Origin of the sequence: Brevibacterium metallidurans (assembly GCF_037101285.1) — a bacterium.
Classification (GTDB): domain Bacteria; phylum Actinomycetota; class Actinomycetes; order Actinomycetales; family Brevibacteriaceae; genus Brevibacterium; species Brevibacterium metallidurans.
On record NZ_BAAAAF010000003.1, the window covers coordinates 84,527 to 97,507 of the forward strand.

Consider the following 12,981-nt stretch of genomic DNA (forward strand, 5'->3'; position numbering starts at 1 on the left):
AGATGCCTGCAGTGGCTGTCGATGTCGCCGGGAGCTCAGCTGCTCGTCGAGTAGACCTGCTGGGAGCCTCCGGTACGCGAGCGGTTGCGCTGCCGGGTCTCGGCCGTCGTGCCACGGGCCTCCGAGCTTCGGCGGGCACCTCCCTGGCGCGGGGTGCTCGTGGCCGACTGGCTGCGTCGCGACGCCTCGCCGCGGGACCGGCTGCCGTCGGACGAGCGGTTCGTACGGCGCTTCGCGCCGCCCGAGCGTGCGCCGCCGGACTGGGCGCCTCCGGAGCGCGGGTTGTTCGACTTCGCACCGCTGCCTCGGGAACCTGTCGTCTCGCGGGAACCGGCACCGGCCTGCTGTGCGTTGCCCGCCTGACCGCTGCCCGACTGGGAGCCGGCCCCGCGCCGTCCGCGGCGGCGACGCGAGGAGCGCTTCTGCGACGGAGACTGCACGGGTGGGACCGCCTCGGTGCCGGGAACACGCTCCGGGTTGCCCGCCTGCGGCTCGACGAACTCGGCGACCTCGCCGACGAGCGGGGTCACCAGCGCGGAGTCGGCGGTGACCTTCTGCGGCTTCACGGAGATCTTCGCCTTGCGCAGCAGGGCGAGTGTGTCCTTGCGCTCCTCGGGCGTCATGATCGTGACGACGTCCCCGGTGCTGCCGGCACGTGCGGTGCGACCCGAACGGTGCAGGTAGGCCTTGTGCTCGGTGGGCGGGTCGACGTGGACGACGAGTTCGACGGCGTCGACGTGGACTCCGCGCGCGGCCACATCGGTGGCGACGAGCACCTTGACTCCGCCGTCGGCGAAGGCTGAGAGGTGGCGTTCGCGGGCGGACTGGGAGAGGTTGCCGTGCATGTCGACGGCGGGGATGCCCTGCTTCGTCAGCAACCGCGCGAGCCGCTTCGCCCGATGCTTCGTGCGTGTGAAGAGGATCCGGCGCCCGGACCCGGAGGCCAGCCGGTGGACGAGGTCGTTCTTGTCCTCGGGGGTGACTTCGAAGAGGTGGTGCGTCATGGCATCGACGTGCGAACTCGGGTCGTCGACGGAGTGGAGCACCTGATCGTGGAGGAACCGGCGGACCAGTTTGTCCACGTCGTTGTCGAGGGTGGCGGAGAAGAACATCCGCTGGCCCCGCTCCGGAGTCTTCGCGAGGATGCGGGTGACACCGGGCAGGAACCCCATGTCGGCCATGTGGTCGGCCTCATCGAGGACGGTGATCTCGATGTCGTCGAGGGAGACGAGATCCTGCTGGAGCAGGTCCTCGAGGCGGCCGGGGCAGGCGACGACGATGTCGACGCCGGCGGCGAGTGCGGTCTCCTGCCGCTTCTGCTTGACCCCGCCGAAGATCGTCGTGGTCGTCAGCCGGCTCGCTGTCGCAAGAGGTTCGAGCACAGCGCTGATCTGTGTGGCCAGCTCCCGGGTGGGGGCGAGGACGAGTCCGCGCGGTGCACGACCGCGGGCCGGACGGTCGGGCTGGTCTTCGGAGAGCCTCGCGACCATCGGGATGGAGAAGGCGAGCGTCTTGCCCGAGCCGGTCTTGCCTCGGCCGAGCACGTCGCGGCCGGCAAGGGTGTCGGCGAGGGTGTCGGCCTGGATGGGGAAGGCCTCGGTCTTCCCGTCCTTCGCGAGCTCGTCGACGAGGGTCGCGGGAACGCCGAGGTCGGCGAAGGACAGGGCGGAGGTCGTGGTGGATGCGGTGATGGGGCGGCCTTTCGACGCGCCGGTGCGCACTCCGGTTCCGCACTGGAGCGGAGGAGGGTGCACATCCCGGCAGGGTGTCCGAACGCGGGTCCGCGTTCTGGTTCGCCGAGAGGAGAGGATCATGTGCCGTGAGCCGATGCTGACTGGCACAGAGTGAGAGTGTCCTGACGACGCAGGGATCCCCGCACGGGGATCACAAGGCTTCCCAGGATACACCCCGCGGCCGACCGTCGTTCTCAGGCAACGATTCGGCTCCGGTGACGATCGACTTCGGCGCCGCCCGTCGGCAGGGCTTCAACCTCGGCGATCGAAGTGCGAGGCGGCGAAGTCCGCGGCCGATTCGAGGGCGGTGTTCGCCTCGTCGAGCATCCGACCGAAGTGGAGGAACGAGTGGAGGACGTGCGGGTATTCGACGAACTCGACCTCGGTGCCTGCCCTGCGCAGGAGCGCGGCGAGGGCTCGGGAGTCGTCGCGGAGCGGATCGAGCCCGGCCGCTGCGACGAACGTCGGAGGCAGTCCGCCCAGATCCGCGCCGAGGTGGTCGACGTAGTGGCTCGCGGCATCGGCGGGTGTCGCGTAGTGGAAGGCGGCGATCGAAGCGAGGGCATCGGGGCCCATCCCGTCCCACTCCCCGCCGAAGAGCCTCCGGCTCGTCGAGTCGGTGAGACCGTGAGCGCCGTAGAAGAGCAGCAGGGACGTGATCGAGGAGAAGCCCGGGTCGGCCCGCACGCGTTCGGGTTCGTCACGGAAGATCCGTTCCGGTTCGTCTCTCAGGAGCAGCGCGGCACCGAGGGCGAGCATGGCCCCGGCGGAATCCCCGGCCACGGCCAGGCGGGTCGGATCGATTCCCCACGCCTCGCCGTGGCGGGCAAGGTGGTCGATGACGCTCGCGCATTCGTGGAGAGCCTGCGGGAACACGGCCTCGGGGGAGAGCGAGTAGTCGACGGCGATGACCGCTGCGCGGGAGCCTGCGGCGATCACCCGGGCGATCCGCTCGTGCGTGTCGAGGTCGCCGAGGGAAAAACCGCCGCCGTGGAGGAAGACGATGCCGGGCAGGACAGCCTCGGCGGTGGGCCGGTGGATGCGCACGGGCACGGCGACGTCCCCGACCTCGATGCGCCCGTCAAGGGTCTGCGCCATAGTCGGCCCACCCTCGTTCCAGTGGGCGCGTTCGGCACGGTACTCGGCGCGTGCGGCGACGAACTCCGGCGGCGTGGGGGAGTTCTCGCGCGAAGCCGGACTCGCCTGCGCCTGATCGGCGAGTGCGCTGGCGGCGGCGTCCCGACATTCGGCTGCGCGCGCGGCTTGGACCGCGAGCACGTCGATCATCTGCACCGACAGGGCGCTGCGGATGTCAGTGGGAATCGCAGCGAGGACGGCTGCCTCGTCGCTTCTCGAGTGCGGGGGCTCGTCTGTCATCGCGTCCTTCCCTGCGCGGCCACGGGCTGCGCACCGCTTCAGCGTACCCGCGACCTGCGATGCGGGCCGCAGTGGTTCGGCACCTGGAACCGGGTTCGCCGCTGGGACTACGAGAACGCGAGAAGGCCGCGGTTCGGGAATAAGCGCAGGCTCCCGGCGTTGTCATCACTGGACGCGCGGGACGTGCCGCAGTACCCCGCGACGCAACCGCGACCGGCAGGGTCAGCGGCCGAGAGACGGAGGAACCAGGTGAGCGAGCAGACGCGGATCGAGCAGATGCGCCGACATGAGACCGACCACGAGGTGCCGTGGTCGCTGCCCATCGTCGTCCGGAAGTCCAAGTCGGCGCCGGCCCGTCACATCGACGTCCTCGAATCCACTGCGCGAGCGGTCGTGACGTTCCTCGACGACCCGCGGACCCAGCCGGGAGGCGAATGGTCCGAAGCCGTCGAATACTGGCGTGACGGGGCGATCCGCAAGGTGGTCCGACGCGGCGACGGGAAGAAGCTCGACGATGCGCGTGCCCTCGGCAGCGTGACCGTCTCCTTCGGCGGCACCGCGGACTTCGCCCCGGCCGAGGCCTCGGTCTTCCCTCCCGGCCCCGTCTCCCCGCTGCCCCCGCAGCTGTCGAAGCTGCAGGTCGGAGGCACCGAATTCCCCGATGAGGGTGAGACCTCGGTTCCGGCCGCCGAGGCGGTCGTGACGATCGAACTCTCACCCCTGGTCACGCTGACGACTGGCAAGGCCGCCGCCCAGGTCGCCCACGGTGCGCAGCTCGCCTTCGAGCAGATGCCCGCCGAGGTGCGCGAAGCCTGGCGGGCCGGCGGTTTCGCCCTGCGCGTGGTCACCCCGACGGAGGAGGCGTGGGCGGAGAACAACCGCCCGGTCAGCGTTATCGACGCCGGCTTCACCGAAGTGGACGGACCGACCGAGACCGTGCGCGCCTGGTGGTGAGGCTCGGCGCCTGGTACGCCGGCGGGTTCAGCTGCTCTCGGGCAGCTCGTCGTCTTCGCCCTCTTCGAGCGGCCGCGTCTTCGTGCCGTTGCCGAACTCGTCGAGGATGATCCTCCGTTTGACCATCTCGCCGGTCTCTTCGTCGAGCACCTCGATGATGTCGCCCGGGTGGGTCGACGGCTGATAGAAATCCTCATTGACTCCGCTCATCGGAACCACCTCCTGTAGTGTCCTCTGACCGTACTTGAGTGTGACGTGAGTCTCAAGCATTGTTCGCCGAGGTGGTGTCGCCGCCGTGGTCGCTACGATCGGAGGCCATCGGGTCCCCTGACCAGTTGGGATCCGCGACACCGCGAGAGGACGAGCGGCCATGAGTGCGAGGAAGCGACACGCCGTCATCGGTGCCGGCATCATCGGCGCCGCCGTCGCGCGTGAGATCCTCCGCCGCGATGATCGTGCCGAGGTCACCCTGTACGAGAAGGAGGACGGGCCGGCCGCCCATCAGACCGGTCACAACTCCGGGGTCGTCCACGCCGGTCTCTACTACGAGCCGGGCAGTCTCAAGGCGACCCTGTGCCGTCGCGGGGTGGCGCTGCTGCGCGAATTCGCCGCCGCCCACGACGTCGCCGTCGACGAATGCGGCAAGGTCGTCGTCGCAACGACCGAGGCCGAAGCGCAGCGCCTCGAAGCGATTGCCGCCCGCGCCCGCGCCAAAGGCGTCCCCGATGTCGCGATGCTCGACGCGCACGGCCTGGCCGCCGTGGAACCGGGCGTCACCGGCCTGACGGCGCTCCACTCCCCGCACACGGCGATCATCGACTACCGCGGACTCACCGAGGCCCTCGTCGCCGATGTCCGCCGAGGCGGCGGCCGGGTCCGCTTCTCCACCCCGGTCTCCCGCATCGAAGTCCGCCGCGGACCTTCCGGGGAGCGGGCGATCGTGCGCACCGCCCACGACGCCCACGAATTCGATCGGGTCATCGTCTGCGCCGGTCTCCAATCCGATCGCCTCGCCGCCCGGTCAGGGGAGAGCAGGCAGCCCTCCATCGTCCCGTTCTTCGGCCAGTACTTCATCCTCGACGATGAGCACGATGACGCCGTGCGCGGACTCGTCTACCCCGTGCCGGATCCGAAGTACCCCTTCCTCGGCGTCCACGTCACCCGCCGCATCGACGGCGGCCTGATGATCGGACCCAACGCCTTCCTCTCCTTCTCCCGCGAGGGCTACTCGGGTCTCGGCCTCAACGTCCGCGACTCCCTCGCCGTCGCCGCCGATCCCGGGTTCTGGCGGTTCGCGGCCGGGAACCTGCCCATGGCGGTGCGGGAGATCGGGGGAGTGCTCTCGACCGATCGCTTCGTCGCCGAGGCGGCCCGTTACGTCCCGAGCCTCGCCGGCGCTCGCGGCCGGCGGGCGACCCGCGGAATCCGCGCCCAGGCGATGAACCGGGACGGCTCGCTCGTCGACGACTTCGTCATCCACCGGGCAGGGCCTGCGATGTTCGTCCGCAACGCCCCCTCCCCGGGAGCCACCTCGGCGCTGGCCATCGCCGAACACCTCGTCGACACCGCGGAATCCGCAGCCGCCTGATCCACGGGCCTGCGAACAGTCATCGCCGGGGACCCCGAACGCCGACATCGGACCTGTTCAGCGGCGCACTTCGTGTCGGAGGCCACCCCTGAACTAAGCTTGTTCCGGCATCGCCGCGGCACCGCGGCGGAAGACGGATGAAGGAGACACATGGCTGTTCTGGTCACGGGAGGCGCAGGCTACATCGGCTCGCACGTCGTACGACTGCTCACCGAACGCGGAGACGACGTCCTCATCGTCGACGACTTCTCCACCGGGATCGCCGACCGTGTGGCAGGACTGCCCGTCCTCGACCTCGACCTCGCCGCCCCCGACGCCGAAGACCGCCTCGTCGCGGCCATCGAGGAGCACGGCGTCGACTCGATCATCCACTTCGCCGCGAAGAAGCAGGTCGGCGAATCCGTCGAACAGCCCGTCCACTACTACCGGCAGAACATCGGCGGCCTGGCGAACATCCTCGCCGCCGTCGACCGCACCGGAGTCTCCTCACTCGTCTTCTCCTCCTCCGCCGCGACCTACGGCATGCCCGACGTCGACCTCGTGCCCGAGGACCTCGACTGCCGCCCGATCAACCCCTACGGCGAGACCAAGCTCATCGGCGAATGGATGATCGACAATGCGATGACCGCCGCGACGATGCGCGGACAGAGGCTCAACGCCGTCAAGCTGCGCTACTTCAACGTCGCCGGCGCAGGCTGGCCCGACCTCGCCGACACCGCGGTGATGAACCTCATCCCGATCGTCCTCGGCCGCGTCGCCGCCGGCAAGGCCCCGATCGTCTTCGGCGATGACTACGACACCCCCGACGGCACGTGCATCCGCGACTACGTCCACGTCAAGGACCTCGCCGAAGCCCACATCGCCGCCCTCGACTACATGAAGTCCGGGGTCGCGACCGAGACCGTGTTCAACGTCGGCACCGGCACCGGAGCCTCCGTCAAGAAGGTCATCGACACGATCGCCGAGGTGACCGGCCGTGACATCGTCCCCGAGATGGGGCAGCGCCGGGCGGGCGATCCTCCCGCCCTCGTCGCCGACGTCACCCGGATCGGCGCGCAGCTGAGCTGGAAGGCCGAGTACGGCCTGAACGAGATCGTCGAAAGCGCCGTCGCCGCCGCGGGAATGCTGCCCGAACAGCGGTGATCGCCCCCGGGCCCGCGCCCGGACCGCTGCCGCTCGCCGGCTGACACGACTGTGCCTCGCGCGCGTCGGCGTCCCGGTGCGAGCGGAACCCGGCACGTCCCAGTGCCCCATGACCCTGCCCTGACCCTGCTCTGCCCTGACCAAGGAGACACCCGCCGTGGATCCCACACAGTTCAGCCCCTACGCCCTGCTCGTCGACTCCGGCCTCATCGGCGGACTCCTCGTCATCGGCACCATCCTGCGCGCCCGGATCAGGGTCCTCCAGACGATGATGGTCCCCGCCGGCGTCATCGCCGGATTCCTCGGACTCGCGATGGGACCCAACGGTCTGGGCTGGCTGCCGTTCTCCGATCAGCTCGGCACGTACTCCTCGCTGCTCATCGTCGTCGTCTTCGCGTGCCTGTCGCTGACGAGCGACTTCAACATCTTCAAGATCGGCCGCTCCGTGGCCGGCTTCGCCAGCTACGGCGTGCTCATCTACGCGACGCAGACGGCACTGGGCATGGGACTCGTGCTTCTGCTCCTGGGCCCCCTCCTCGGCGCCCCCGACTCCGTGGGCCTCCTCCTCTTCGCCGGCTGGGCCGGCGGCTTCGGTTCGGCCGCGGCGATCGGCACGGTCTTCACCGAGGCCGGGGACCCCGCCGTGCAGTCGCTGGCATTCACCGCCGCGACCGTGGGCATGCTCACCGGCATCGTCGGCGGCATCATCCAGGCGAAGTTCGGAGCCAAGAAGGGCTACGCCCGCGAGTTCGTCGGCCTGAGCGAAGTGCCCGCGGAACTGCGCACCGGCGTGCTCGACCACGCCGAGGACAAACCGCGCATCGGCACCCACATGTTCTCCGGCAGCGCGATCGAATCCCTGACCTTCCAGGCCGGCATCGTCGCCACGGTCGCCGCGGGGGCCTTCGGCGTCAACCTCATCCTCGGCGAGGTCATGCCCTCGGTGACGTTCCCGCTCTTCTCGATCGCCTTCATCGTCGGCCTCGTGCTGCGCGGCCTGCTCTCGGCGACGAAGACGACGAAATTCATCGACAAGGAGACGCAGAACTCGATCTCCGGCACCGCCACGGACGTCCTCATCGTCTGCGGCATCGCCTCCGTCGTCCCGAGCTTCGTCGCCGACCAGTGGCTCTCGCTGCTCATCCTCTTCATCGTCGGCCTCGCCCTCTGCCTCTTCCTCGGCCTCTTCGTCGCTCCCCGGGTGATGAACGAGGGCTGGTTCGAACGCCAGCTCTTCACATGGGGATGGGCGACCGGGGCCGTGGCCACGGGCATCGCGCTGCTGCGCATCGTCGACCCCAAGCTCAACTCGCGCACCCTCGAGGACTTCTCCCTGGCCTACCTCCCGGTCATCCCCGTCGAAGTCGCCGCCGTGACCTTTGCGCCGCTGCTCGTCCTCGGCGGCGCCGCGTGGGCCGTCGTCGGCATCTGGGGTGCGATCGCCGTCGCCGCCCTCGCCGTGGCCCTGTTCATCATGGCCGCCAACCGCCGGGAGCTCGTGCCCACAGCCTGAGCCGGACTCGCCGCATTCGGACAACCGGACTAGTCTGAACGACGAGGCTCGTCTCACTCGTCCGGAGGGTTCGCCATGACCGAGCACATCGTCATCGGAGCCGGTCTCGCCGGTGCCGCGACCGCCTATGCGCTGACCCTGCGCGGCGAGGACGTCACGGTGCTCGAACAGCACACCCCCGCCAACGCCCACGGCAGTTCGCACGGCTCGGCCCGCATTCTCCGCTTCGCCTACCCGCAGCGCCTCTACCTCGACCTCGTCGTCGCCGCCCGCGCCATGTGGGACGACGTCGAACGCGCCGCCGGCACCGAGCTCATCACCACCACCGGAGCCCTCGACCACGGAGAGGCCAGGCACACCGCGCAGCTCGCCGCCCTCTTCGCCGCCGCCGGCATCGACCACGAGGTCCTCAGCCCCGCACAGGCCGGCGCCCGGTGGCCCCAGTTCGCCTTCGACACCGCAGTCCTCTGGCACCCGGCCGCCGGGGTGATCGACGCGGAGACCGCGGTGAGCGCGATGCTGCGTCTCGCGGTCGCAAGCGGTCGGGCCCGGGTGCTCGAGGACTGGACCGTCGCCGAGGTGGGACGGCGGGCCGGCGGCGGATTCCGCGTCACCTCGGCGAACGGGGGAGCCGTCGACGGGGAGAGAGTCATCGTCACCGCCGGCGCCTGGCTGCCGGCCCTCCTCGGCCACCTCGGACTGCCGCGTGGCTTCCTCGAGTCACTGCCCGCCTTCGAGGTGCGTGAGGAGCAGGCCTTCCATCTGCCGTACCGGGACACTGAGAGGTCGGGGCGACGCGAGAACCCGTGGCCGACGTTCATCCACAAGACCGGCGAGATCTTCACCTACGGTCTGCCCGGAGGCCGCGACGCCGGGTTCGCGGGACAGAAGCTCGCGCAGTTCAACGGCGGTCGGGTCATCGCCTCGGCGCTCGATGCCGACGGCCGGATCACCGCGGCGATGCGGGCGCGGATGGTCGACTACGCGCAGCGGTACCTGCCCGGTCTCGTGCCCGAACCGTATGCGGAGACGACGTGCCTGTTCACGAACACCCCGACCGAGGACTTCGTCATCGACGAGGCCGACGGCGTCGTCGTGGTCTCGGCGTGTTCGGGCCACGGGGCGAAGTTCGCCCCGCTGCTCGGCGAACTCGCCGCCGGACTGGCCGTCGGCGACGGTTCGGTGCCTGAGGAGTTCCGGGTCGCCCACCACCGAGGCTGACAGGCGTCTGGGCAGCGCGCTTTGTGGGCGGATACCCCCGCTGGGTACGATGGTCGAGTGTGCGGCTGCGGCCGGCACACGACCCAGCAGTGAGATGCGGAAGCGGGACTGACGTGAAGAGACTGGCGATCGCCGGAATGGCCCTGACACTGGCACTGAGCGGGTGCGCCTCGACCGGGGCGGACGACCCGAAGGCGGAGGCCTCGGCCTCTGCGAGCGCCGCGGCGGGCTTCCTCTCCGCCTACGGCATGGCCGGCCAGGATGCCGTCGGCATCATCGACACCCTCGACCGGCTCACCGAGGAGCAGCGGCCGACCGCGTTCACGGCCTCGATCGAACCGGACCGGCTCGTGCTCGCCGACGCCGCCGGGAAGGTCGCGCTGCCGCTGCCGCAGGACAAGAGCTACGTCGCGATCGCCCCCTACGTCTCGCAGACCCACGACTGCTTCTACCACAGCCTCACGACGTGCCAGGGGGAGATGGCGAACACCCCCGTCGAGGTGACGATCGTCGACGACGCGACGGGGAAGACGCTGGTCAAGGAGTCGACAAGGACGTTCGACAACGGGTTCGTCGGCTTCTGGCTGCCCCGGGATGTCGACGGCACGGTGACGATCAGCGCCGGCGACCGCAGCGGCAGCACGACATTCACGACCCAGCCCGATGGAGCCACCTGCATCACGGATCTCCAGCTGAGCTGAGCCACGCCTCCACCTCGGCGGCGAACGCGGCGGGCGCTTCGAGGACCGCGAGGTGTCCGACCTCGGGGAAGCGGGTGAGGTCGACATCTCCCGGCAGCGCCGCAGCCAGCCGGTCCGCCTGCTCGACCGGGATCCACGGATCAGCCTCACCCCAGCTGATGCGCACCGGGGCGCGCACGCCGCCGAGGCGGGCGGCGATCGGTGCGGTGTGCGCCGGTGAGAGTTCGGCGATCTGGCGGTAGAACGTCGCCTGACCGTGCGGCGTCGACCATGGTCGGGCAAGCTCGCCCACCCAGCCGGCGGGCAGATGCGGGCCGGCCGCCCCGGCGATGTATTCGTGCACGAGCGCCCGATGGAGGGCGAGTGGGAGGGCTGCGAAGACCTCCTCGTTCTCGGCGACGAGGCGGAAGAACGGCGACCCCCACGGTGTCAGGGTGACGATGTCGCTGAGGTGGAGGGAGGCGAAGTCGACGCCCTCGAACAGGTGGGCGCCGAGGGCGACCGCCCCGCCGATGTCGTGGGCGATGACGTGCGGGCGCTCGAGGCCGCGATCGTCGATGAGGGCGGCGAGCCGCCGCCGTTGGGCGACGAGGTCGACCGGTGGGGCCGCCTCAGCAGACGTGATCGAGTCCCCGTAGCCGGGCATGTCCCACAGCAGGACACGGTGGTCTCGCGCGAGCCTTTTCGCCAGCGGAAGCCACATCCGCGACGACCACGGCGTGCCGTGGCAGATGACGACATCGCCGCGGCCGGACCCGGTGCGGGGACCGAGACTCCAGGTCACCGCCTCGGCGGGAGACTCATCGGTCCCGATGTCGAGGGTGACGGTCGTGCGGGAGATGTCGATGCCCATGCACCGACGGTAGGCCCACAGGTCGAGTCGACGTCAAGAGGCAGCGGTGAGCCGATGACGATTCCCGGCGCTGCGGCAGCGTGAGGAATGCGCCGAACCCACGGCAGCGCACCCAGCAGATTCATCGGGTGTCTGCGGTCACAAATCGCCCTATGGCAGGCATGATGGGCACTATGAGCATTGACCTTGACATCGCCCTCGCGGCTGAGCTCGATCCCATCGTCGACGTCGCCGCCTCCCTCGACCTCAACCCCGAGAACATCATCCCCTTCGGCTGGACCAAGGCGAAGGTCCCCATCGACGTCCTCGACGCCGCCGCGCAGAACGCGACGCCCGGCAAGCTCATCCTCGTCACCGCGATGAGCCCGACCCCGGCCGGCGAAGGGAAGACGACGACGAGCATCGGACTCACCGACGGGCTCAACGAACTGGCGAAGACGAACCCCGAGATCGGACGGGCCGTGCTCGCGCTGCGCGAGCCGAGCATGGGACCGGTCTTCGGGATGAAGGGCGGAGCGGCCGGCGGCGGGTACGCGCAGGTCGTGCCGATGGAGGACATCAACCTCCACTTCACCGGTGACTTCGCGGCGATCGCCGCGGCCAACAACCTCGCCGCGACGATGCTCGACAACCACATCCACCATGGCAACGAACTCGACGTCGACCCCCGCCGAATCCACATCCGCCGCGTCGTCGACCTCAACGATCGGGCCCTGCGCAACGTCACGATCGGCCTCGGCGGACTCAACGGGGGAGTGCCCAGGGAGGACCACTTCGACATCGTCGTCGCCAGCGAGGTCATGGCGGTGTTCTGCCTGGCCACCTCGGTGGCGGACCTCAAGGAGCGGCTGGGACGCATCGTGGTCGCCCACAGCCGCGACCGCAAGCCCATCACCGTCTCCGACATCGGTGCGGCCGGAGCGCTCACCGCTCTCCTGCGCGATGCCCTCGCCCCCAACCTCGTCCAGACCCTCGAACACACCCCGGCGTTCATCCATGGGGGACCGTTCGCGAACATCGCCCACGGCTGCAACAGCCTGCTCGCGACGAAGGCGGCACTCGCCCTCGGGGACTGGGTGGTCACGGAGGCGGGCTTCGGCGCCGACCTCGGGGCGGAGAAGTTCCTCGACATCAAATGCCGGGCGGCAGGCATCTGGCCCTCGGCCGTGGTCGTCGTCGCCACCCTGCGCGCGCTGAAGTACCACGGGGGCGTCGAGGTGGCCGACGTCCAGACTCCGAACACCGAGGCCGTGCTCGAGGGTATGAGCAACCTCGTCCACCACTGCACGAACCTCCGCGACATCTTCGGGCTCACCCCGGTCGTGTGCGTCAACCGGTTCCCCAGCGACACGGACGAGGAGATGGCGGCGGCGCTCGACCGCCTCCACGGGCTCGGCATCGCCGCCGTCGAATCCACGCATTGGGCCGACGGGGGCACCGGTGCGGTTCCCCTCGCCGAGGCGGTCGTCGAGGCCGCTGAGAATGCCGGGGACGGTGACGCCGCGCAGCGGGCCCGCTACAGCTACGAGCTCGACGCGCCGCTCGAGGACAAGATCCGCACGATCGCCCAGCGCATCTACGGTGCCGCCGATGTCGACATCCCCGCGAAGGTCAGGCGCAAGCTGAAGCAGTTCGCCGACGAAGGCTACGGTGACCTGCCGATCTGCGTGGCCAAGACCCAGTACTCGCTGAGCACGGACCCCACCCTGCGCGGGGCGCCGACCGGTCACATCATCGCAGTGCGCGATGTGCGGCTGTCAGCCGGCGCCGGGTTCGTCGTCGTCATCGCCGGTGACATCATGACGATGCCCGGCCTGCCGAAGGAGCCGTCGGCGCTGAAGATCGACGTCACCGAGGACGGGGACATCACCGGCCTGTTCTGAGCGAACTCGGTGTCG

General features: G+C 69.8%; 11 protein-coding genes. 7 read left to right on the top strand and 4 right to left on the bottom strand.

The window, feature by feature from the left end:
- Nucleotides 1-35: 35 nt before the first annotated feature.
- Nucleotides 36-1,721: a DEAD/DEAH box helicase gene (locus AACX88_RS05235; RefSeq protein ID WP_339392055.1), complete on the bottom strand. Its 1,686-nt coding sequence runs from the start codon at nucleotides 1,719-1,721 to the stop codon at nucleotides 36-38.
- Nucleotides 1,722-1,985: 264 nt separating this feature from the next.
- On the bottom strand, nucleotides 1,986-3,110 hold the full coding sequence (locus AACX88_RS05240) for an alpha/beta hydrolase fold domain-containing protein (RefSeq protein ID WP_339392056.1): 1,125 nt from the start codon (nucleotides 3,108-3,110) through the stop codon (nucleotides 1,986-1,988).
- Between the two features lie 249 nt (nucleotides 3,111-3,359).
- Between AACX88_RS05240 and AACX88_RS05245 the strand changes: the two genes are divergently transcribed.
- On the top strand, nucleotides 3,360-4,064 hold the full coding sequence (locus AACX88_RS05245; RefSeq protein WP_339392057.1) for a peptidyl-tRNA hydrolase: 705 nt from the start codon (nucleotides 3,360-3,362) through the stop codon (nucleotides 4,062-4,064).
- Between the two features lie 27 nt (nucleotides 4,065-4,091).
- Here AACX88_RS05245 and AACX88_RS05250 read toward each other — a convergent pair whose 3' ends face one another.
- Entirely contained in the window at nucleotides 4,092-4,274 is a 183-nt protein-coding gene (locus tag AACX88_RS05250) for a hypothetical protein (protein ID WP_167560477.1), read from the bottom strand.
- A 160-nt stretch (nucleotides 4,275-4,434) separates the two neighbouring features.
- Here AACX88_RS05250 and lhgO point away from each other — a divergent pair, with 160 nt between their 5' ends.
- From lhgO to AACX88_RS05275, 5 genes are all read left to right on the top strand, one after another.
- Nucleotides 4,435-5,652 carry an L-2-hydroxyglutarate oxidase gene (gene lhgO / locus AACX88_RS05255; RefSeq protein WP_339392058.1) on the top strand — a complete coding sequence of 406 codons (1,218 nt, stop codon included), beginning with the start codon at nucleotides 4,435-4,437 and terminating at the stop codon, nucleotides 5,650-5,652.
- 150 nt (nucleotides 5,653-5,802) lie between these two features.
- A complete protein-coding gene (galE, locus tag AACX88_RS05260) occupies nucleotides 5,803-6,795 on the top strand; it encodes a UDP-glucose 4-epimerase GalE (RefSeq protein WP_339392059.1) in 993 nt (330 codons plus the stop codon).
- A 157-nt stretch (nucleotides 6,796-6,952) separates the two neighbouring features.
- Nucleotides 6,953-8,308 (top strand): sodium/glutamate symporter, encoded by a 1,356-nt coding sequence (locus AACX88_RS05265; protein ID WP_339392060.1) that lies wholly within the window; start codon nucleotides 6,953-6,955, stop codon nucleotides 8,306-8,308.
- Nucleotides 8,309-8,383: 75 nt separating this feature from the next.
- The gene (locus AACX88_RS05270; RefSeq protein WP_144589259.1) at nucleotides 8,384-9,529 is read left to right on the top strand and encodes an FAD-dependent oxidoreductase; all 1,146 of its coding nucleotides are present in this window, start codon (nucleotides 8,384-8,386) and stop codon (nucleotides 9,527-9,529) included.
- Between the two features lie 137 nt (nucleotides 9,530-9,666).
- Nucleotides 9,667-10,230 carry a CueP family metal-binding protein gene (locus tag AACX88_RS05275; RefSeq protein WP_009376294.1) on the top strand — a complete coding sequence of 188 codons (564 nt, stop codon included), beginning with the start codon at nucleotides 9,667-9,669 and terminating at the stop codon, nucleotides 10,228-10,230.
- Here AACX88_RS05275 and AACX88_RS05280 read toward each other — a convergent pair.
- A complete protein-coding gene (locus tag AACX88_RS05280; protein WP_144589261.1) occupies nucleotides 10,208-11,083 on the bottom strand; it encodes an alpha/beta fold hydrolase in 876 nt (291 codons plus the stop codon). The genes AACX88_RS05275 and AACX88_RS05280 overlap by 23 nt on opposite strands.
- Nucleotides 11,084-11,256: 173 nt before the next feature.
- Between AACX88_RS05280 and AACX88_RS05285 the strand changes: the two genes are divergently transcribed.
- On the top strand, nucleotides 11,257-12,966 hold the full coding sequence (locus AACX88_RS05285; RefSeq protein WP_339392061.1) for a formate--tetrahydrofolate ligase: 1,710 nt from the start codon (nucleotides 11,257-11,259) through the stop codon (nucleotides 12,964-12,966).
- The last annotated feature ends 15 nt before the right edge of the window (nucleotides 12,967-12,981 follow it).